Annotated in this window: 13 protein-coding genes and 1 pseudogene; 11 read left to right on the top strand and 3 right to left on the bottom strand. The window is 42.0% G+C overall.

The window, feature by feature from the left end; translation table 11 throughout:
• The first annotated feature begins 18 nt into the window (after nucleotides 1–18).
• The 4 genes and pseudogenes from thiH to Q0R37_RS01715 all read left to right on the top strand — a co-directional run bounded on the left by thiH (nucleotide 19) and on the right by Q0R37_RS01715 (nucleotide 3,282).
• Nucleotides 19–1,272 carry a 2-iminoacetate synthase ThiH gene (gene thiH, locus Q0R37_RS01730; protein ID WP_294750443.1) on the top strand — a complete coding sequence of 418 codons (1,254 nt, stop codon included), beginning with the start codon at nucleotides 19–21 and terminating at the stop codon, nucleotides 1,270–1,272.
• Nucleotides 1,265–1,858: a thiamine phosphate synthase gene (locus Q0R37_RS01725; RefSeq protein ID WP_294750441.1), complete on the top strand. Its 594-nt coding sequence runs from the start codon at nucleotides 1,265–1,267 to the stop codon at nucleotides 1,856–1,858. The genes thiH and Q0R37_RS01725 overlap by 8 nt, the downstream gene beginning before the upstream one ends.
• 5 nt (nucleotides 1,859–1,863) lie before the next feature.
• Nucleotides 1,864–2,499 (top strand): thiamine phosphate synthase, encoded by a 636-nt coding sequence (thiE, locus tag Q0R37_RS01720; RefSeq protein WP_294750439.1) that lies wholly within the window; start codon nucleotides 1,864–1,866, stop codon nucleotides 2,497–2,499.
• A gap of 9 nt (nucleotides 2,500–2,508) precedes the next feature.
• Nucleotides 2,509–3,282, top strand: a pseudogene (locus tag Q0R37_RS01715) (TatD family hydrolase).
• 33 nt (nucleotides 3,283–3,315) lie between these two features.
• Here the strand turns inward: Q0R37_RS01715 and Q0R37_RS01710 are convergent.
• Nucleotides 3,316–3,978, bottom strand: a complete 663-nt coding sequence (locus tag Q0R37_RS01710) for a metallophosphoesterase (RefSeq protein WP_294750437.1) — start codon at nucleotides 3,976–3,978, stop codon at nucleotides 3,316–3,318.
• Nucleotides 3,979–4,244: 266 nt separating this feature from the next.
• Between Q0R37_RS01710 and Q0R37_RS01705 the strand changes: the two genes are divergently transcribed.
• Nucleotides 4,245–5,663: a serine hydrolase gene (locus Q0R37_RS01705; protein WP_294750436.1), complete on the top strand. Its 1,419-nt coding sequence runs from the start codon at nucleotides 4,245–4,247 to the stop codon at nucleotides 5,661–5,663.
• 50 nt (nucleotides 5,664–5,713) lie between these two features.
• On the opposite strand, the gene Q0R37_RS01700 is transcribed toward Q0R37_RS01705, so the two are convergent.
• Nucleotides 5,714–6,451 (bottom strand): SH3 domain-containing protein, encoded by a 738-nt coding sequence (locus Q0R37_RS01700; RefSeq protein WP_294750434.1) that lies wholly within the window; start codon nucleotides 6,449–6,451, stop codon nucleotides 5,714–5,716.
• Nucleotides 6,452–6,599: 148 nt separating this feature from the next.
• Between Q0R37_RS01700 and Q0R37_RS01695 the strand changes: the two genes are divergently transcribed.
• Nucleotides 6,600–7,451, top strand: a complete 852-nt coding sequence (locus Q0R37_RS01695) for a prephenate dehydrogenase (RefSeq protein ID WP_294750432.1) — start codon at nucleotides 6,600–6,602, stop codon at nucleotides 7,449–7,451.
• On the opposite strand, the gene Q0R37_RS01690 is transcribed toward Q0R37_RS01695, so the two are convergent.
• Entirely contained in the window at nucleotides 7,444–8,394 is a 951-nt protein-coding gene (locus Q0R37_RS01690) for an RluA family pseudouridine synthase (protein ID WP_294750430.1), read from the bottom strand. The genes Q0R37_RS01695 and Q0R37_RS01690 overlap by 8 nt on opposite strands.
• A gap of 209 nt (nucleotides 8,395–8,603) precedes the next feature.
• Here Q0R37_RS01690 and Q0R37_RS01685 point away from each other — a divergent pair, with 209 nt between their 5' ends.
• The 5 genes from Q0R37_RS01685 to Q0R37_RS01665 all read left to right on the top strand — a co-directional run bounded on the left by Q0R37_RS01685 (nucleotide 8,604) and on the right by Q0R37_RS01665 (nucleotide 20,011).
• Nucleotides 8,604–10,169: a glycoside hydrolase family 25 protein gene (locus tag Q0R37_RS01685; protein WP_294750429.1), complete on the top strand. Its 1,566-nt coding sequence runs from the start codon at nucleotides 8,604–8,606 to the stop codon at nucleotides 10,167–10,169.
• 64 nt (nucleotides 10,170–10,233) lie between these two features.
• Entirely contained in the window at nucleotides 10,234–13,569 is a 3,336-nt protein-coding gene (locus Q0R37_RS01680) for a PD-(D/E)XK nuclease family protein (protein ID WP_294750427.1), read from the top strand.
• Between the two features lie 2 nt (nucleotides 13,570–13,571).
• Nucleotides 13,572–17,210 (top strand): helicase-exonuclease AddAB subunit AddA, encoded by a 3,639-nt coding sequence (addA, locus tag Q0R37_RS01675; protein WP_294750425.1) that lies wholly within the window; start codon nucleotides 13,572–13,574, stop codon nucleotides 17,208–17,210.
• Between the two features lie 619 nt (nucleotides 17,211–17,829).
• The gene (locus tag Q0R37_RS01670; RefSeq protein WP_294750423.1) at nucleotides 17,830–18,801 is read left to right on the top strand and encodes a D-alanyl-D-alanine carboxypeptidase family protein; all 972 of its coding nucleotides are present in this window, start codon (nucleotides 17,830–17,832) and stop codon (nucleotides 18,799–18,801) included.
• Between the two features lie 76 nt (nucleotides 18,802–18,877).
• Nucleotides 18,878–20,011, top strand: coding sequence for a serine hydrolase (locus Q0R37_RS01665; protein ID WP_294750421.1), 1,134 nt, complete (start codon nucleotides 18,878–18,880; stop codon nucleotides 20,009–20,011).
• Nucleotides 20,012–20,079: the final 68 nt, after the last annotated feature.

The raw sequence follows: 20,079 nt of genomic DNA, 5'->3' as shown, positions 1-20,079 counted from the left end.
TATAAAGAGGGTAATTCAATGGAAAATCATTATTTTGTGGACTCGGACAAGCTCTCCGAAGCTGCACTGAAAAAGAAGCATGAGCTTGAAAATGATCCGTCGTCGCGTACCGATCATATGGAATATATGGAGGGCATGGAGCACATCAACTCCGATATTATGGAAAAAGTCCTTACAGAAATGGATGACTACGATTATTCGCAGTATACTGCCCGTGACGTAAACGCAGCGCTGAGCCATGAGATATGCACGGTGGAGGACTTCAAAGCACTTCTTTCGCCTGCCGCGGAGCCGTTTCTTGAGAAAATGGCAGAAAAGGCAAGACTTGAAACACAAAAGCACTTCGGAAATACAGTATATCTCTTCACACCCTTGTATATTGCCAATTACTGTGAGAATTACTGCGTATACTGCGGTTTCAACTGCTATAATGATATCAGGCGGATGAAGCTGGATATGGAGCAGATAGAGCATGAAATGAAGGTCATCGCAGACAGCGGCATGGAGGAGATACTTATCCTCACAGGCGAAAGCCGTGCACAGAGCGGTGTTGAGTATATAGGTGAAGCCTGTAAGCTTGCCCGTAAATACTTCCGAATGGTGGGTATAGAGATATATCCTCTCAACACCGATGAATACAGATATCTTCATGAATGCGGAGCCGACTATGTGACTGTGTTTCAGGAAACATACAACAGTGACCGCTATGAACAGCTCCATCTTCTCGGACACAAGAGAGTATTCCCGTATCGCTTTGATGCTCAGGAGCGTGCTTTGATGGGCGGTATGAGAGGTATTGCCTGTTCGGCTCTGCTCGGGCTTTCCGATTTCAGAAAGGACGCACTTGCAAGTGCGCTTCATGTTTATTATTTGCAGAGAAAGTATCCGCAGGCTGAGATATCACTGTCCTGTCCGAGGCTTCGCCCCATAATCAATAACGAGGGGATAGATCCTCTTGATGTTCATGAAAAACAGCTCTGTCAGGTACTTTGCGCGTACAGGATATTTCTGCCGTTTTGCGGTATAACCGTATCCTCACGGGAAAGCGAGACATTCCGCAACGGTATTGTAAAGATAGCTGCTACAAAGGTATCGGCAGGCGTATCCACGGGTATCGGAGATCATGAAAGCAAGTACACGGGAAAGGAAAATGAAGCTGCAGAGGGGGACGAGCAGTTTGAGATAAACGACAGCCGAAGCTTTGAAAAGATGTATAATGATATGTCTTCTGAGGGACTTCAGCCTGTGCTGAATGATTATCTTTATGTCTGATATTGTATGTGTTACGGCGAGAAAGCTGTGTTCTGGCGGCTTTCTTGAACAGCTTGAACTTATAGCCGATGCAAGGCCGAAATTTATTATCCTGCGTGAAAAGGATCTGAGTGAAGAAGAATATACCGCTCTTGCTGAAAGAGCGGCTGAAATATGCAGAAATAAAACCGAGCTTGTGCTTCATTATTACTGGAAAGCGGCAATTGCTCTCGGAGCAGGCGGTATACATCTTCCGCTTGGGATCTTTCGCACTCTTACAGATGGTGACAAAAGAAAATTTTGCCGTATAGGAGTTTCGTGTCATTCTGTTGAAGATGCCGTGGAAGCCCGGAAGCTTGGTGCCGATTATATAACGGCAGGTCATATTTTTGAGACTGACTGCAAGAAAGGACTTGCTCCTCGGGGACTTGACTTTCTTCACAATGTCTGCTATAGTGTTGATGTACCTGTATATGCCATAGGCGGAATATCACCTGATAATATAAGCTCTGTTCGTAAATGCGGAGCAGCAGGAGCCTGTGTTATGAGCGGATTTATGCGATGCTCTGATCCGTCTGCATTTATAGGCGAATTTGACAGGAAGTGATATATATGAAAATAGACAAGGATTCTCTTTTACTTTACGCGGTTACAGACAGAGGCTGTCTTCGGGACATTAGTATCGAAGAAGCCGTAGAACAAGCTATACTCGGCGGAGTAGGAGTAGTTCAGCTGCGCGAGAAGAACATCAGTGAGCATGGGCTTTTGAAAGAAGCGGAAAAGCTTCTTAAGATATGCCATAAATACGATGTGCCGCTTATAATAAACGATGATTATGAGGCTGCTCTGAAATGCGGAGCTGACGGTGTCCATGTCGGCATAGAGGATGCTCCCGTGTCTGAGATAAGGCGGATCGCAGGCAATGATTTTATTATTGGAGCAACTGCGAAAACAGTAGAACAGGCAAAGCTTGCAGAGCGCTCGGGAGCTGATTATCTTGGAGTAGGCGCTGTTTTTCCGTCCCCGACTAAGAAAAATGCTGTAAGGATAACTCCGCAGCAGCTCAAAGAGATATGCAGCAGTGTAAATATCCCTGCTGTGGCTATAGGCGGAATAACAGCTGAGAATGTTAAAGAGATAAAAGGCTGCGGACACTGCGGTATTGCAGTAGTATCCGCTGTTTTCGGAGCAGCCGACATAAAGAATGCAGCTGATGAGCTTCGTATGGCTGCTCTGGACACTATATAAGGAGATAATATGATAAAATACTATGATATCGGGCTCAATCTTTTCTGCAAGCAGTTCAGGGAGCCTGAAAAGATAATAAATGACGCAATGAATGAAAATGTCAGCTGTATACTTACAGGTTCTGATATGAAAAGCAGTGAAAGTGTAAATATATTTGTAAAAGATCATGAGTGCTTCGGTACCTGCGGAATACATCCTCATGGTGCAGACAGAGCCAAAGCTGAGGATTTTGCGCGTATACGTGAGATGGTTTCGGGCAATGAAAAGATAGTAGCGGTAGGGGAGTGCGGACTTGATTACGACAGGATGTTCTCCACCCGTGAAAATTAGATACGCTGTTTTGAACATCATATAAAGATCGCGGAAGAGTTTGGAAAGCCGCTGTTTCTCCATGAAAGAGAAGCTGCCGATGATTTTGCTGCAAGATTCAGAAAGCACAGTGATATATGCAGCCATTCTGTAGTGCATTGTTTTACAGGAAACAAGGAAACCCTGAAAAAATATCTTGATATGGGCTTTTATATCGGCATAACAGGCTGGATATGCGATGAAAGAAGAGGAGGAGCACTTCGTGAAGCCGTTAAAATGATACCATTGGACCGCGTGATGATAGAAACTGATGCTCCGTATCTTACTCCGCACAATATAAAGGGCCTTGACCGCACAAATGTGCCGCAGAATATAAAATATGTTGCAGCCGAGCTCGCAAGGAATATGCGTATAGACGAAGATGAGCTTACAGCGGCGGTAAAAGAGAATACGGAACGTTTTTTCAAAATATAAAAAGCTGCATGGGCATGACCATGCAGCTTATACTTATTTTAATGGGATAATGCTGTTAAATACAGCATAAAAACTCAGGGGGATGCGCTTATCTATATGGCATTTCCCGAAAAACCACTTCTTATATCTGCAAACCTTTATAATTTCTTCAAAAAAGGCGTGCATTTCGATCCTTTGGAGCACATCGACTCCGAGGCAGTCTTTCAGCGATGAAGGCGGTTCATGGGTTATGATATAATCAATGTCGTAACTGTTTTCTTTAAGGTTGGCGATACCCTCCATTATTTCCTGATGAGTCGGCTGTTCACGTTCCCACCAGTCGGTATTTTCTCTGAAATCCTTGTCCTGACTGTGACCGCCGCCGAATGTGAATATCTTCTTTTTCTCGATAGTATAGACCTGTCCGCGCATGAGATGAAAGATGTTTTTTCCTATTTTTCGTATCTTTCCGCCGTTCCATGTCTCTACAGGGTATTTTTCAAGAATGTCGAAGTTTTCATGGCAGCCGTCAACAAAAGCGATCCTGTAATTCTTTTCGGCGAGCTTCTTTAAATTTGCTCTTTCTTCCTTTGAATTGTTCCAGATAAAGCCGAAATCTCCTGCGACGATCAAAGTATCGCCGTATGACAGCTTTTTCATTTCAGGGCTTTTAAAGCGGGTGATGTCTCCGTGCATATCTCCTGTAACAAAGATCACATTAAAAACCTCCGTTCTTTTCTTTTGTTCTGTATTATAGCAGCTTTTTCTTTGTACTGCATTCTTTTTGTATGTATTTTTATTTTATCACATTTTCCTAAAAAGGTAAAGAGCTGATGAAAAATTTTAAAAAATAAAATTTTTTAGAAACCCCTTTTAAAATTATAAAAAATCTGCTATAATAATATAGTATGATTAATTTTATCGTACATTTTATTTTTAATAAGATATCATCGCGGTATTTCCGCTTATATAAAGGAGTTAAAATGAAAAGAGTATTGTCATTGCTGTCGGCGCTTGTCATTGCGCTGCCTTTTCTTGGATCATTCGGGGCAAAAGCTGTAAATTTCCCTCTTAATACAACTATAATGAGTGAATCGGCAGTTTTGCTCAATCTTGATACAAATACTGTTATACACCGTAAAAATTCGGACAGGCGGCAGGCTCCCGGACCACTCGTAAATATAATGACAGCTGTGGTCTGTCTTGAAAATTACAAGACACTTTCACAGCAGATAACGATAGACAGTTCTGTTTATGAGCATCTGTACAATATCGAATATCCCGAAGACCTGATATTTATCGGTATAGAGGACGGAGATGTGCTTACAATGACGGATCTTCTCTATGCGATGATGCTCAGATCCTCTGTGGAAGCTTCGGAAACCATTGCCTATACTGTTGGAGATAAGGATACTTCAAAATTTGTTGAGATGATGAACGAAAAAGCTGCGGAACTCGGGCTTATAGATACCCATTTCACCAATGCTACGGGTATGTATGACAAGGATCAGTATACCACAGCAGATGATATGGCAAAGCTTACTGTCTACGCGCTGGGAGTTCCCGGGTTTGAAAAGATCGCAACGACTTACACATATACGCCGTCTCTTCCGAATATCAAGAATCATCCCGATCAGGAAGAATGGTACTGGACTCATTCAAATATTATGATGGAACCCGAAGGTGATTATACTTATAACGGCGCAAAGGGTATAAAGACTGCTAATCTTGAGGTCGCGGGAAGAAACAGTATCATTATGGCAAGCAGAGACGGAAACAAGTACCTTTCTGTGCTTATGAAGTCGCCGCTTAACGATGAAAGAGGAGAAATAACTTTTTATCATCTTACCGATGCAAAGGCTTTATTCAACTGGGCGTTCAATCATTTTTCGTATCAGGTTATACTTGCCGATACTGCTGAGGTCGGTGAGCTTCCTGTTGAGCTTGCAGAGGGAAATGATTATGTGCTTGTCCGTCCAAAAGAAGAATTCACGCTGCTTTGGTATGACGGCGTTGATATATCGACCATAAGCCGTGATAAGGTAGTATGGTACAAGAACACTCTTCAGGCTCCCGTAGTCAAAGGACAGCCCCTTGGAACTGTCACACTGGAATATTCGGGAGAAGAGCTCGGAACAGTTGAGATAGTGGCAGTAAGCAATGTTGAACGCTCAACATCAAAATACAATATATATGCAGCAAAAATGTTTACTAAATCAAGGTGGTTCCATAAAGCTCTGCTTATATCGTTCCTTTTGTGTGCTATTTATATCATGCTCTGTGTGTATTCGTATATTGTTTTCAAGAGCAAATCCAAGCCTATGAAGCCTATATACGCTGTTCCTAAGGTCGATGACAAGGCAAGGCGCAGAAGAGGACTTCCGCCTGAGGATGATGAATAAACCGTTTATATAACGTCAAATACCGTACAGCTGAGCTGTACGGTATTTTTTCATATTGTAATGAAGCTGCTGCTTGAATATCCTGTTATACCGTTATAATTTACGACATACCAGCCATTTGTCTCTCCGTTTATCATCACAGATGCCCCGTCAGGCATAGAACCGATTATTGTTCCCGATAAACTCGGATAGCTTCGTATATTAAGATTGCTGCCGTTTGTTGTAACTGTACCCCAACGAACTGCTCCTGCAGGTACAAATGGGATTCCGAAATAATCGCATAAAGAAGCTGTGATATTCCGTGCGATGTTTTCAAGGTTATTCTTCAGCCATGCTTCGTCGGCATAATTATCATGATATCCGAGCTCACACAGGACTGCTACCGCTTTTGTACGCAGGACCTCACCAAGACTGTATGTGGGTACTGCCCTGACCTTATCGGGAAGGGGATAGATTGATTTAAGGTTATTGGCAATTATATTTGCCAGTTTTTCGCTCAGATTACTTTTGGGGGCGAAATATATATCTATCCCGCGTAATCTTCCTGACAGATCGGGAGGAGCAGCGTTGGAATGGAGGGCAAGGTGTACATCATAGCTGCCTGCGTTAGAATCGGCGATAGCTCCTGTAACATTTCTGTCAGGATCGTTTCTGACAAAGCTTATACCGCAGGATCTGAGATAGGGTTCTATTCTGTCTGCAAGAAGGTTCATATAGAGCTCTTCGTTGCCGCTTGTTGCGTATTCGTTCCATTCCTGAGTGGAAGGACTTAAAAATACCTTTGGCATAAAACCATTCCTTTCATAGGATTTGAGAGAACTCTCTCTACTATTTTATGCCGTTTGAAAATAAATGTTATTTTTATATAAATTAGCACTTGACTTTTTGCATTTAAAGCGTTATACTTTAAATGATAAAAGAACAGGAGGAGTTTCCATGAATATTCTTGTTGTTGGACTTGGTCTTATAGGCGGTTCATTATGCAAAGCATTGAAAAAGTATACATATCACACTGTTACAGGATGTGATCTTAACCATGATATCGAAAACGCTGCCCTGAGGGATGTTGCGCTTGATAATGTATTCAACGGCAATTATAAGGGATATGACCTTGTTATTATTGCTCTTTTCCCCGAAGCGTCCGAAAAATTCCTTGAAGATCACGCTCATGAAATTGAAAAAGGTACGCTTATCACTGATGTATGCGGCATAAAAGGCGATTTTTCCGACAGAATGAAAAAAATATCCGAGTCAAACGGACTCAGATATGTCGGTATCCATCCAATGGCAGGAAAAGAGTTCGGCGGTTATTACAACAGCACAGCCGATCTTTTCTTAAAGGCAAATTTTATCGTTGCACCTTTTGCGGACAGCAGTGAAAAGGATATCGAAATGCTTACAAGTGTGGCAAAGGAGATAGGCGCGGGAAAGATAGTTGTTACAAGTCCCGAAAATCATGATAAAATGATAGCTTATACATCACAGCTCGCACATATCGTATCCAGCGCTTATGTAAAAAGTCCCGAGCTTAGTCTTGAATGCGGTTTCAGCGGAGGAAGCTTCCAGGATATGACACGTATTGCCACAATGAACGAAAAAATGTGGACCGATCTTTTCATGCAGAACAGGGAAAACCTGCAGTATGAGCTCGATACGCTGATCGCTAACCTTAATAAATACAGTGAAGCTCTTAAAAGAGGCGATTCCGAAAAACTACGTTCGCTTATTGCAGAGGGCAGAGAGCTCAAGGAAGAAAATCTTCGTCACAGAGTCGGACAGCCTAACTAAAGAACTTCTTTTCAAAATCAGGCTTGGGAGCATTTATTTCCAGCGAATTAAGGTAAAAAAGCTCGGAATCTTCACTTAATCCAAATCTGAGAGAGTAAGCACAAAGAGCCTGCCTGAAAACTCCGTAACGCTTGTTTACGGCTGTTATACCATATTTTCCGTCACCGAGCACGGGTGCGCCGATATGGGCAAGGTGAGCTCTTATCTGATGAGTGCGTCCTGTATACAGTGTTACTTCCGCAAGAGAAAGAGGCGGTTTTGAGTCAAGCACACGATAGCCTGTTTTTATTGGCTTGAAGCCATCCGATGGAGCATCAATTATTTTAACGGTGTTTCTTGCTTCGTCCTTCTGATGATATGCAGTGATTATGTCCTCACGTTTCGGCAGAGGAGCTGCAGTGATGCAGTGATATATTTTGCTTACTTTTCCGCTTCGTATCGCTTCGTTTATCTCGCGCAGCGCAGCGGCTGTTTTGGCGGCAGTTATGAGCCCGCAGGTGTTTCTGTCAAGTCTGCTGCAAAGTGCGGGAGCAAATGAGCTTTCAATCTCGGGTATATATTCTCCCTTGGCATACAGATATTTTTTTATACGGTCGATCATAGTATCTTTCATGGGACTGCCGTTAGAATGAGAGTCAAGTCCAACAGGCTTATTGACTATAATAATGTTCTTATCCTCATAAACAATATCCATCTCAGATGGTGACCTGAGAAAGCTCATATCATGCTTCTTTTCGGCTGAGACTTCGTCTTTGACATAAACAGTTATAATATCTCCGTTTACCAGACGGGAAGAGCTATCGCATCTCTTTCCGTTTATTTTTATATCCTTTTTGCGGATAAGCTTGTACATCATGCTTTTTGGCAGTTCAGGCAGAGCTTTTGATATGAATTTATCTATTCTCTGTCCGCTGTCGTTCTCATTTACATTAAATTTTTTCATTTAATTATACCTCAAATATTACATAAATGTATCTATAAGTTACAAAAAGATTGCAGGAATTTCTTCAATCCTGACAAAAATAAGCGCTTCCTCCGATTTTATGAGCTATTTGTATTGAAATAAATTAAAAACTATGTTATAATGAACAAAATACACAACGTAGAAGTTCATTTTTCTGACGCTTTAGAAAAGAAGGAGTACGATCAGTTATGAAGATATTCAGAAGCTTAATTTCGATATTGATCGCCTGTTCCGTCGGTGCAGGTTCGGCTTTAACTGCCTCTGCTGTATTTGCGGCTGAAAATAACGGCTCTTATACATATGATAGCATATTTGAAACAGAAAGTAAAGTGGGTGCTGTTTCTGCCGAAATAGACGGGCAGCCCGTTGAAACTGCCGATGAAACACCGTTCAACGTTTTTGACATTTATGACGCTCATCAGTCATATGCCAAATCGCATTCGGGTGATAAGAGCTATATGTACAAAAAGAGCGAGGGCATAGATGTTTCACACTGGCAGGGCGACATTGACTGGGAACAGGTCGGAAGATCGGGCATAGATTATGTAATAGTCAATGCAGGATACGGTAAGGAACTGTATCAGAAGGACCCTAAGTTTGATGAAAATATGCGCGGAGCACAGTCCGTGGGACTTGACTGCGGCGCTTACTGGTACAGCTACGCCCTGAGCGTTGAGGATGCTTATAAGGAAGCGGAGGTATGCTATGAGGTCATCAAGGATTATGATTTCAAGTATCCTATTTATTTCGATATAGAAGATCCGAGCCAAAAAAGGCTTTCTACTGCTGAGGTTTCAGCTATAATCGAAGCTTTCTGTTCAACTCTTGAGGCAAAGGGATACTATGTGGGAATTTACAGCTTTGCAAATTTCCTTACTACGAGAGTATATGAAGAAACACTTGAAAAATATGATATATGGGTAGCTCACTTTAAAGTTGAAGCTCCTTCGTATTTCAAGGATTACGGAATGTGGCAGTATACAAGTGAGAGCAGAATTGACGGTATCAATGGCGATATAGACAGAGATCACTGTTATATCAACTATCCGTATATAATCTCTCCGGATACATATGTTTTTGACGGTACCGAATCGGGAAACTGCGATTCATTGTTCCCTGTAAGCGTCAATAAGGGCGTAGCCTGCGGAATAGATGTTTCGGTATGGCAGGGAGAGATAGACTGGGAACAGGTCGGAAAATCAGGCATTGATTACGCAATGATACGTGCAGGATACGGAAATCTTTCAACTCAGAAGGACAAGTACTTCGATGATAATATTGCAGGAGCTGAAAAGGCGGGACTCGATTACGGGATCTACTGGTACAGCTATGCTGATTCCCCTGAGGACGCTGCTCTTGAAGCGGAAGCCTGTTATGAAGTAATAAAGGATCACAGGTTTACTTATCCGATATATTTCGATATTGAGGATCAGAGCCTTGCGGATCTGAGCAAGAAGGAGCTTACTGATATAGTCAAGGCGTTCTGCTCGGTTCTTGAAGAAAAAGGCTATTATGTCGGAATAAAGAGCTACGCCAATTTCCTGAATACACGGCTTGACGAGTCGGTTTATGCAAAATACGATGTATGGGTAGCACATTACGGAGTTTCAAGGCCGGCTTTCAAGAAGGGCTATAATATGTGGCAGTTTGCTTCGGATGCAAAGATAGACGGCATAAACGGAACAGTAAACTGTAATTATGCTTATCTTAATTTCCCGAGTGTAATGAACGAAGCTCATCTTAACGGTTTTTGATATTTGAATTGTATATGCATACCGTTCCTTTGCGGTATGCATATTTTATATAACAGGAGTCTTTATGATTGAATTTATAACAGGACCTGCAGGAAGCGGAAAAACAACTCTGATGTTTGAACGCATCAGGAGCAAGTGTGCGGAAGCTGACAAGCTCTGTATCATCGTTCCGGAGCAGTTTTCCCAGAATTTTGATAAAAAACTCTATTTTTACCTTGGAGCTGAAAGCTTCAACGAATTGTTCTCACTGAGCTTTACGGGACTTGCGAGACAGCTCTTTCAGCTGTACGGAGATCCCGGCAGAAGCGGTGAATTTGCAGGCGAAATGGCTAAAATGATACTTGTTTATCAGGCTGTTGAGTCTGCTTTGTCGCGTCCCGAGGCAGTCAGCAGTCTTCGCAGACAAAGCGCATATGACGGCTTTGCGGAAGAAATGTTAAAGATTATACGTGACATAAAGCGTTCGGGAGTTACGGCTGACGAGCTTTTAAACAAAGCACAGCTTCTTGACAGAAGATTAATGGACAAGACATGTGATATCGCCGTTATTTATCTTGAATACCAGCGTCTTATGTCTGAATACGGGTTCAAGGACGAGCTCGATAATATCCGTGCGGCAGCCGCTGTTGCCAATCTTAACAGGTATTTCAAAGAGAAAACTGTCTTTATAGACGAATTTGAAAGCTTTACCGCAGATCAGTATGAAATGCTGCGAGTAATCATATCAGCAGCCGAAAATGTGTGCATAACACTCAGGACAGATGATGTCTGCGCGGGAGAATACACTCTTTTTGAGACAGTAAATGATACATACAGGAAGATCAAAGGGATATGCACCGATCTCGGCAAGGATAGCTGCATAGTATTATGTAAAGATATATACCGTTTCAGCTCCCCTGATCTGGAATACATCAGCCGCAATGCGCTGAGTCATTCATCGTTCGATGCCAAAAGTGCTCCGAAAGCTGAGAACATCCGCATTTTTGAAGCAAGGGATATGTACAGTGAAGCAGAATATGTATGCGCTTCCATAAAACATCTTCTTTATGAGGATAAAACGCTTCATTATAATGATATCGCAATTATCTCGAATGACATAGCAGGATATTCCGAAGTTCTTAAGGCAGCGTTCAAAAGGTATGATATCCCGTATTTCATGAGCCTTGAGAAATCAGTAGAGCATACAGCTGTTATGGTATTCTTTACAACTCTTATTGATCTGCTCAGCAGCAGAAAGCTTCACTCTGAACAGATCTTCAGGATGCTAAAGACAGGCTTGCTCGATGTCGAGCTAACTGAAACTGCTCTTCTCGAGAACTACTGCTATAAATGGGATATCGAAGGCGAAACATGGGAAAATGAATTTACTGCTGACGATAATCGGCTCGAACTTATTGAGAGTGTGAGAAACAGAGTAATATCGCCGATCATTAAGCTGAAAAAGAAGCTGAAACGCAAAAATACAGCTTCGGCTGTATGCAGGCTGCTTTACGATCATCTTATAGACTGTCGGGCGGAAAAGAACACAGGGCGGCTCATGAGTGAGCTTATCAGGCAGAATAAGGACTATGAAGCAGCTGAGATCAAAAGACTGTGGGGCTGTCTCATAGATGTACTTGATTGCATAAACGAGACCTTGGGTGAAAGTGAGATAAGCTTCTCTGATTTTGCGCGGCTCATACGTTCTTTGATAGGAAGAATAAAATATTCCATGCCGCCGCAGACTCTTGATTCCGTAACGGCTGCTTCTGCAAGAACTGCAAGGCTTGATTCCCCGAGAGTGGTTTTTGTTATGGGAGCCAATGATAAGGATTTCCCGAATCAGGTAAGTGTGCATGGTTTGTTTTCCGAGGCTGACAGATCAAAGCTTGCCGAAAACGGTATAGTTATATCAACTCCCGTTGCAGAGCTGATAGCTTCTGAGCGACTTGTTGTGTATAAGGCTGTTTCGGCAGCTTCCGATAAACTGTACATAACATATCCGCTTTCCGATCTTTCAGGGCAGGCGAAGTATCCTGCACAGATAATCGACCATATAATAGGCTTGTTCGGGGATGCAGAGATAAGGAAAACAGATGAAGATATACCTGTTGACTACTATGCGGTAACGCTTCATTCTGCGTTTTATCATTATATGCAGGAAAGAGATAGGACAGATAAGTCTGTAGTCTCCATAAAAAGCATTCTGATGAGCGACCGCGAGTATAAAAGGCGTCTGTCATATGTATTCAGCAGAGGATATCACGATCAGAATTATCGTATTGACAGCGATATAATGGAAAAGCTACAGAGCTTTGAGCCGCTGACACTTTCTTCAACAGGATTTGAGGAGTACAACCTCTGCCATTTCAAGTATTTCTGCGATAAATGTTTAAAGCTCAGGATAAATGAAAAGATCGAGCTTGATACAAGAATAGCGGGAGAGCTTACTCACGAATGTTTTCTCGGCATACTCGGTTCGCGTTCAAAGCAGGAATTCTTAGGTATGTCATATGATGATGTGAAGCAGGAGATAAATCTTTGTGCCGAGAAGTACAAAAACGAGGCTCTTGCAGGTGATTTCGGAAAAGATGCAAAGTTTGAACTCATTTTCAACAAGCTTACCGATCGTATGTCAGAGGTCGTTATGTATACTCAGCATTCACTTATGGCTTCGGAGTTCATACCTCACAGCTTCGAGCTTGATCTGCGTGAAAGCCATTCGGTGGTTTTGCCTTTTGGCGGCTGCAAACAGCTGAGTTTTGGCGGAATAGTTGACAGAGCTGACGTTTGCAAGGTCGGAAATACCGATTATCTCAGGATAATTGATTATAAGAGCAGTCACAAGGAAATCACTGCGGAAACTCTCTCCTGCGGTATCAATATGCAGATGCTTCTTTATCTCTTTGCAGCTACGGACAATGGCGGGTTATTCGAGAAATATACTCCCGCAGGAGTGCTTTACTCGCCTGTACGTATTTCTGACGTTCGCCTTGAAGCTTACAGGATAGATTCAAAGAACAGCAATGCAGTTAATTCCGCACTTCGTACAAGCGGTCTGGTGCTTGGCGATAAGGAAGTGCTTCAGGCTATGGAAAAGAGCATAAACGGTGAATATATTCCCGTAAAGCTTGACAAAAACGGTGTGCCCGACAAGAATTCCGAGTGTATTTCGGCTGACGGTATGGCTCTTTTGAAGGATTATACCTATAAAAAGCTTACTGCTATGGCTGAATCGCTGTTCAGCGGTGATGTGGAAGCTGTACCTCTCTCTCTTGGCGGAAAGATGCCGTGTACATACTGCAATTATATCAATATATGTGATAATTCCGAAATGACAAGATACAGAGAGCCTGCCGAAGCCGATATTGCGGAAGCACAGAGTATACTTGACAAAAAATACAGCGAAAGGGGGGATTGAGAGTGGCATGGACCAGGCAACAGCAGGAGGCGATAGACGCAAGAAATACGTCGCTTATCGTATCTGCTGCCGCAGGAAGCGGTAAGACAGCTGTTCTTACCGAGAGGCTCGTACAGCTGATCGCAGACAAGAACTCGGGAGTCAGAGCGGACAGGATCGTTGTTGTAACTTTTACAAATGATGCAGCTGCCGAACTGAAAAAGAGGCTTGAAAACAAAATAAGGGCATTGATAAATGAGCACCCTAAAGACAGGCATCTTCTTAAACAGCAGATCTTGCTCCAGAATGCAAAGATATCCACTATCAATTCCTTCTGTTTTGATCTTATACGCGATAATATAGGCGAAAACGGTATTACATCGAGTTTTAGCGTGCTTGATGATATTGATAACAAGGTCCTAAGATCAAAGGCACTTGAAGAGCTTATCAATTATTTAAGCGAAAATGAATATGATAAGATATCCTTTTTGTTTGACCGCTTTTGTATAAAAGACGAAAAGCGTCTGACGGAAGTTATCGAGAGATCTGATAATTTCCTTTCTTCTGTGGCTTTGCGTGATAAATGGCTGGAAAAAGCTGTTGAGATGTACAGCTGTGAGTTTGAAAGCTCTGAATACTACAAAAGACTGGTGGGAAATCTTCGCATATATGTTGAAAAGGCTCTGAAAGCCGCTGATGAAAATCTTGGTATGATAAGGGAGATCTTTCCCGATATGTCTGCGGCTGCTGCCGAAAAGTCGTCTGCACAGGCAGAAGAGGACTATGATACAGTATCCGGGCTGCTGACTGTCTTAAAAAGCGGACGGCTTCCGAGTGAAGCTGAGGCTTCTCTTGTTTTTTCCGATCTTGTCAGGATAGGAAAGAAGGAGCATAATAAGAGCTTAAGGGAGCTTTACAAGAAAAAGCGTGATTACATCAAAAAAACTGCCGCAAAAGTCGCTAACAGCATTATAGCTGTTGAAAGCGATTATAACGAATGCGGAGAGGTTACAAAAGTCCTTGTTGAAGTACTGAAAAAGTATCATGAGATACTATGGGAGAAAAAATGCGAAAAAAACGCCCTGAGTTTTGATGACGGTGAGCGTATAGCACTTGAAATGCTTGTTTCTGTGGACGATGACGGGCGTATAATGCAGTCTGAAGTCGCTCAGAGGATATCCGAGTACTTTGATATCATCATGATAGATGAGTATCAGGATTCCAACAATAAGCAGGACCTCATTTTCAAGCTGATATCAAAGAATTATAAGCTTGATGAAAACGGCGAGCCGCTTTATGGTGATAACGTGTTCCTTGTGGGCGATGTGAAGCAGTCTATTTATCGTTTCAGACTTGCCAATCCGAAAAACTTCATCAGAACGCTGAGACATTCTGACAGATACAGCCGGGAAAGCACAAGTAAAAATCAGTATATCATGCTGAACAGGAATTTCCGAAGCTCCGAAAAGGTCATAGACTTTGTCAATGATCTTTTTTCGCAGATCATGTCGGAAAGCTGCGGAGATATCGAATATTCGCAGGATGAGATGCTTTATTTCGGAGCGCAGCAGTATTCTGACTGCCAAAGCAATGAGTGCCTTACCCATTTTGCTTTCATTAATGATGATGCAGAGGAAGACGATGAAGACGAGGAAAAGCTTCAGGACATCAATAATGAGGTGGTATATACAGCTTCAAAGATATCGGAGATGCTGAAAAACGGCGCGGAGGTAGTTGAAAAGGACGGGAGCAGACGCAATTGCCGTCCTTCTGATTTCTGTATACTTGTCAGGAACAATTCGTATATCAATATTTATGTTGAAGAGCTTAACAGGATAGGCATACCTGCAAAGGGAAATGAAGAGACTGGATACCTTAAATCACGTGAGATCGCTGTGCTCATTGATCTTCTGAGGATCATCAGCAATCCTTTGCAAGATATCTCAATGGCAGCTGTAATGACTTCGCCGATGTATATGTTCAGTATTACTGATATGGCTGTTATCAAGTCCTATGACAGGCAAAGAGCTTTATTCCCGATAATAAGAGGACTTGCGGACGGTGGATATCCCGAATGTACAGATATGTTCCTGAGGGAGCGATGTGTGGACTTCCTTGAGTCCATAGACAGCTTCAGGCTGGATTCGGTTACTATGACCATAGGCGAGCTTATCGGTGAAATATATGATTCCACTGATTTTATATCGGTCATGCAGCTTTATGATGACGGGGAGAAAAAAAGAGCCAATCTTCGTGCTCTGATCCTTTATGCAGAGAATTATGAAAGCATGGCTGCACATGATGGTTCGGGCGGACTGAGCGGTTTCCTGCGTCATATCGACAGGGTAATGGAAAACGGCGATTACGCACAGGGAAAGGTATCTGCGTCGTCAGGGGAGACGGTCAGTGTTCAGACAATGCATCGTTCAAAAGGACTTGAATATCCTTTTGTTTTCATAGCGGAGACTTCTGTTAAATTCAAATTTGACTCAAAGCCCGTAATGTTCAGTCCTGACGGAAGGATAGGCTATGTTCTGTACGATCCCAACATATATAGAAAATATAAGACCTTCCAGCAGACAATGCTTGCTTCCGAAGAGGAAAGAGACACACGAAGCGAAGAAATGAGGCTTCTGTATGTCGGGCTGACCCGCGCACAGCAAAAGCTTTTCATAAATCTTAAATGCGGTGAAAAGGCATTGAAGAGAGCAGGCGGTCTGATTGAAAACTGTGTTCTTCATAACGGTGATATTTCGGAAGTCGTCAGTGAAGCCAAAAGCTTTTCCGACTGGCTGTGGCTCGGGATCATCCGCGATCCTTCATTTGCTAATATCGCAAAGCAGCTTGGCATTGATGCAGACGAACAATTGAAAGTGTCAGGTGGCACTCAGACACTTTGGGATCATGAGATAGTCCGTGAGATAAGCCGCGAAAAAAATGAAGGATCTGATTCTGTTCAGGAGGAAAGTCCTGATGAGGCTATAGTATCGCGTTTAAATGATATTATTTCATATAATTATGACAGAACGCTTTCTGAAATGCCTGCAAAGCTCAGTGTTACACAGATCACCAAGAAACTAAAAGACAGCGACGAAGCTTTTGATTTCAAGCTTAAACGGCCTCGCTTCAAATCCGAAAGCTCTGCGCTTACAGGAGCTGAAAGGGGAACGGCTATACATACTTTCTTTCAGTACTGTGACTTTGACAGGGCTGCTTCGGATATTGTATCCGAGATCGGAGATGTAACGAAAAAAGGATATATCAGTGCTGCGGAAGCAGGATCTATAGATATAGAAAATGCCGCTGCCTTCTTTATGAGCGGCCTTTATAAAAGGATATGCGGTTCTTTAAATTACGTCCGCGAGAAAAAGTTTATGGTAGCTGTGCGTGAGCTTGCCCTTGAGGATGAAATGATAGGAAAGCTCAAAAATTCGGATGGCATGATAAAAGGTATCATCGACCTTATGTTTGAGGAAAAAGACGGTATAGTTATAGTTGACTATAAATCAGACAGGGGAATATCGCTTCAAAAGCTTAAAGAGCGGTATTCTACGCAGCTGAAGCTTTATAAAGCGGCTGTGGAGCTTACAACGGGTAAAAAAGTGAAAGAGGCAATGCTTTATTCGTTTGAGCTTCGTGATCATATAAAAGTTGATATCTGATATACAAAGCTCTTTGACATTGTGTCGAAGAGCTTATTTCTTTGCGGTAATTTTATGTTTTGTGATATTCTTACAATTATTAAAGCGGACTTTGTGCATTCTGTAGATTTTTTGATTTTTATTGACAAGTAAATATATTTGTATTATAATGGTAATTACAGAGATATATATTAAAAGTGTAGAATGAACAAAAGAAGGAAACATAACAAATGCTAAACTTGTATTTTACAGGCACAGCAGTTTTCTTTTAAGTTCTAAATATTTTCGGAATTAAAGAAATAAGTTGTCATTATCGGTTTGGGGACGTACTGTTTTTAGGCTGATGATTTTGTTGGGCACTTATTGCAGATTATGTGTTATTTCCGCAATATAATAAGGAACAGGCATAAGAAAACGGCAGTGTCTTTTATTTATTTCAGAAACGGACAAGTTTCTGAGGTGATGATAAAGATTAACTGCTTAAAAGCCGAGCCTGAACAATATTGTACATAACGGCGCGGACAGCGTTTTATATATAACAGGTGTAGAAATATACAAATAACCTGAAGAAAGATAAAGAAATAAAAAGCACAGATATATAATTTCAGTGATGTAGAACAAAATCTCGGAGGATATGATAATGAAGGAGACGAAAAAATGTCGGCTCAGAGCAGACCGCGTTTTTCTCGCTATGGGTATAATCGTCGGAACACTCTTCGGTGCTGACGGACTCAGAAGAAGTCTTGTCAGACAGCAGCCGAATAATATAACGATAAAAGGTGAATTCCGCAATTCTGAAGCAGGTACGGAAGCTTCTACGGGAAACAGCCTTTCATACAGCACAACGGATCAGTTCACAACGGCATTTGACGGCTTGAAAAATCTCGGATATTCCGAGCGTGAACTGTATATGGACGATGTTTCAACAGGCATTTTGGCTGTTTATACTGAAGACAGGCCTGCACGTGAAACAGATCAGGGTATAATGGTTGATCTTGCTGACGAAAAGAACGAATATTATTCACTTGTTGACAAGCACGTATATCTGAACAGGGATGCTGCGGATGCTCTCAACAGCATGATGGAAGATTATGCCAATACAACTGCTCTTGCTGATTTCATAGTGTATGGCACTACAGATACATATACAGGGCCCGATTCGTATTGCCCAAAGTCTTTTTCTGAATCAAAGGCAGGATACTGCGTTGATTTGGCTTTGAATGCATACGGCTCGGTGCTTACATATGACGGTAATGACAATGAGGGCTGGATAGTTGATAATTGCTGGAAATACGGCTTTATTGTAAGATGTCCCGAAGGCTGGAAGGATAGGACAGGCAGTGAGTACTGCCCATGGCACCTGAGATACGTGGGAGAGATAAATTCCGCTATCATGAAGCAGAAGGAAATGTGCCTTGAGGAATATGTTGATTTCCTTAAGCAGTACAGCTTTGACGATCCGTATACATTTGCTTTTAATGGTAATGGCTATCAGGTATACTCCGCAACAGGAGAAGGAGAAAAACTCGTCACAAGAGTACCTATATCTGGCAGCTATGAGCTTTCAGGCGATAATAAGGATTCATTTATAATAACCATCCATAAAAACTGATTTTCAGAGCGGCTTTTGCCGCTCTTTTTTCATTTTTAGTCGTATTATCACATATACTCAATTTGAGGTGAGTTATATGCATAAGCTTTTGATGCTATTCGGTTTATTATTGATATCATGCTCGTCATTTCTGCTCATTGGCGCAGATAAGGCTTTGCCTGACGAGCCGAAGGGTTATATACTTATGGAAGCGGAAACAAAAACTGTTCTTGAAGAGCATAACTCTGATCTGAAATTAAATGCCGGGTATCTTACGAAACTTATGAGCTTGCTTGTTATTGCCGAAAAGATCAATAACGGTGAACTGCTCATGACAGATATGCTTGCTGCTTCCGAAAGTGTAAAAAATACCAAAGGTGCTGTCATATGGCTTGAAAGTGGCGATAAGCTGTCTGTAGAGGAGCTTTTGAAAAGCGTTATCATTGGTAATGCGAATGATGCGCTTACTGTTCTTGCGGAGGCTGTTTCGGGGGATACAGGTACATTTGTAATGGACATGAATGCTAAAGCCTTTGATCTCGGGCTGAGGAACACTTTTTATTTTTCTCCTTACGGATATTTTGAAGAGAACGAGTATACGACCGCTCATGATATAGCTGTTATTTGTTCGGAACTTGCAAAATATGATTTTTTGACACCCGCTTTTTCAACATGGAGAGATTTTGTAAAAGAGGGCAGTGTAGAGCTTGTAAGCGAGAACAAGCTTACCAGAAGCTACGGCTTGCATATAGGCTTCAAAGCGTGCCATTCCGATGAAAGTGGATACTGTACAGCTGAATGCGGCAGAAATGACAGCGGCAATACGTTTATAGCTGTTGCGGTCGGTGCAGAAAATGAGGATATCTCTTATAAGACCGTAAAATCTCTTCTGAAAAACGGATTCCGTCAGTATAAAGTTACATCAACAATGTTCCCGGAAGAGATGCTGAAGCCTTTGTCAGTGATCGGAGGTACTGAAAAAGCCGTTGAAACAGGGCTTGCGATGCAGGGAAAAGTTACGGTATCCAAGGACAAGCGCGACCTTAAAACAAAGGTCGTATATCCCGAATTTATAAATGCGCCAGTCCATATTGGTCAGCCAATTGGCTGCGCTGCGTTCTACAGCGGTGATACGTTGGTTTTTGAAACGGATATCATTGTAAAAAAGGATATTCCTTCACTTAGCTTCGGATATGTTTTTAAGTCAATGTTGTTGAAATTGATAGAATAATATTGTTGAAATGGTAGCAAATGCACAAATGTTGAAAATGTTACGTAAAGGTACTTGAAAAAAGTCCG

This window comes from uncultured Ruminococcus sp. (assembly GCF_946415235.1).
In the GTDB taxonomy this organism is placed as follows: domain Bacteria; phylum Bacillota; class Clostridia; order Oscillospirales; family Ruminococcaceae; genus Ruminococcus.
This window is presented reverse-complemented; position numbering and strand designations above follow the sequence as displayed.

What these genes read in the sequence shown, in the direction of transcription:
- Q0R37_RS01670 (WP_294750423.1), top strand. Translation starts at nt 17,830, where the DNA reads ATGAAGGAGACGAAAAAATGTCGGCTCAGAGCAGACCGCGTTTTTCTC.
- Q0R37_RS01690 (WP_294750430.1), bottom strand. Translation starts at nt 8,394, where the DNA reads ATGAAAAAATTTAATGTAAATGAGAACGACAGCGGACAGAGAATAGAT.
- Q0R37_RS01685 (WP_294750429.1), top strand. Translation starts at nt 8,604, where the DNA reads ATGAAGATATTCAGAAGCTTAATTTCGATATTGATCGCCTGTTCCGTC.
- Q0R37_RS01680 (WP_294750427.1), top strand. Translation starts at nt 10,234, where the DNA reads ATGATTGAATTTATAACAGGACCTGCAGGAAGCGGAAAAACAACTCTG.
- Q0R37_RS01665 (WP_294750421.1), top strand. Translation starts at nt 18,878, where the DNA reads ATGCATAAGCTTTTGATGCTATTCGGTTTATTATTGATATCATGCTCG.
- thiE (WP_294750439.1), top strand. Translation starts at nt 1,864, where the DNA reads ATGAAAATAGACAAGGATTCTCTTTTACTTTACGCGGTTACAGACAGA.
- Q0R37_RS01725 (WP_294750441.1), top strand. Translation starts at nt 1,265, where the DNA reads ATGTCTGATATTGTATGTGTTACGGCGAGAAAGCTGTGTTCTGGCGGC.
- thiH (WP_294750443.1), top strand. Translation starts at nt 19, where the DNA reads ATGGAAAATCATTATTTTGTGGACTCGGACAAGCTCTCCGAAGCTGCA.
- Q0R37_RS01700 (WP_294750434.1), bottom strand. Translation starts at nt 6,451, where the DNA reads ATGCCAAAGGTATTTTTAAGTCCTTCCACTCAGGAATGGAACGAATAC.
- Q0R37_RS01695 (WP_294750432.1), top strand. Translation starts at nt 6,600, where the DNA reads ATGAATATTCTTGTTGTTGGACTTGGTCTTATAGGCGGTTCATTATGC.
- Q0R37_RS01705 (WP_294750436.1), top strand. Translation starts at nt 4,245, where the DNA reads ATGAAAAGAGTATTGTCATTGCTGTCGGCGCTTGTCATTGCGCTGCCT.